The sequence below is a fragment of the Paracandidimonas soli genome, from assembly GCF_004342005.1.
GTDB classification, from domain to species: Bacteria; Pseudomonadota; Gammaproteobacteria; order Burkholderiales; family Burkholderiaceae_B; genus Paracandidimonas; species Paracandidimonas soli.
In genome coordinates this window covers 1-1,315 of the sequence record NZ_SMBX01000022.1, presented here as the reverse complement: position 1 = coordinate 1,315, position 1,315 = coordinate 1, and the positions used below count along the sequence as shown (strand labels likewise).

The following is a 1,315-nucleotide window of genomic DNA, read 5'->3' as shown; positions in this document are numbered from 1 at the left end:
TGAATCGCCCCGGGTTTTGCGGAGGCTCCAACCTTTGAGAGAATGGAGCCACTATGAGCAAGCAGAACAAGTTTTCCCCCGAAGTCCGTGAACGCGCCGTACGCCTGGTACAGGAGCATCGTGGCGAGTATCCGTCGCTGTGGGCTGCCGTCGAGTCCATTGCGCCGAAGATCGGTTGCGTGCCGGCCACGCTGCTGGACTGGGTCAAGCGCAGCGAGATCGACAGCGGCATGCGTGATGGCATGACAACCAGTGAACGCGAGCGCATGAAGGCCCTGGAACGCGAAGTCAAGGAACTGCGCCGAGCCAACGAGATTCTGAAGTCGGCCAGTGCTTTTTTCGCCCAGGCGGCGCTCGACCGCGAACTGAAGAAGTAAACGCCTATATCGACCGGCACCGGGACGTCTACGGGGTCGAGCCGATCTGCAAGGTGTTGCAGGTTGCCCCATCGGCGTATCGGCGTCATGCCGCCCGCCAACGACGTCCAGAACTGCGCAGTGCGCGCAGCCAGCGCGACGAGGGTTTGATGGCAGAGATTCGGCGTGTCTGGCAAGCCAATATGCAGGTCTACGGCGTACGCAAGGTCTGGCATCAACTGCAGCGTGAAGGCATTGCCGTGGCCCGCTGCACGGTCGAACGTCTGATGCGTCGCCTGGGATTGCAGGGGGTACGCCGGGGCAAGCGGGTGCGCACTACCATTGCCGACGGTTCGCAGGCCTGCCCGCTGGATCGCGTCAATCGCCACTTCCACGCTGACAGGCCCAATCAGTTATGGGTCTCGGACTTCACCTACGTGTCGACCTGGCAAGGCTGGCTATATGTGGCCTTCGTCATCGACGTATTCGCCCGCCGTATCGTTGGCTGGCGCGTGAGCAACACCATGAGTACAGACTTCGTGTTGGATGCCTTGGAACAGGCACTGTATGACCGGCGCCCCGCAGACTCTCTGATCCATCATTCTGACCGGGGCTCGCAATACGTGTCCATCCGCTATACCGAACGCCTGGCCGAGGCAGGCATCGAGCCGTCTGTCGGTAGCCGAGGCGATAGCTACGACAACGCCCTGGCTGAGACTATCAACGGGCTGTACAAGGCCGAACTGATCCATCGCCGAGCTCCCTGGAAAACCAGGGCTGCTGTGGAGTTGGCAACGTTGGAATGGGTCGCCTGGTACAACCATCAGCGTCTGCTCGGGTCCATCGGGTATATTCCTCCTGCACAGGCGGAGGAACTCTATCACCGTACTCACCCCGCCGCCGTGCCGATGAACGCTGTACTTTAACCAAACAGCCTCCGCGATTCCCGGGGCGATTCA

The 1,315-nt window shown here is 61.0% G+C and carries 1 protein-coding gene and 1 other annotated feature; the gene reads left to right on the top strand.

Translation table 11 applies throughout. The features are described 5' to 3' along the window. Window positions 1-53: 53 nt before the first annotated feature. A protein-coding gene (locus tag EV686_RS18485; RefSeq protein WP_132478432.1) for an IS3 family transposase occupies window positions 54-1,282 on the top strand; the annotation gives its coding sequence in 2 pieces (ribosomal slippage) (window positions 54-333 and window positions 333-1,282; 1,230 coding nt in all). Then, window positions 332-448: a sequence feature (AL1L pseudoknot), on the top strand. Its footprint overlaps the gene before it by 117 nt. Window positions 1,283-1,315: the final 33 nt, after the last annotated feature.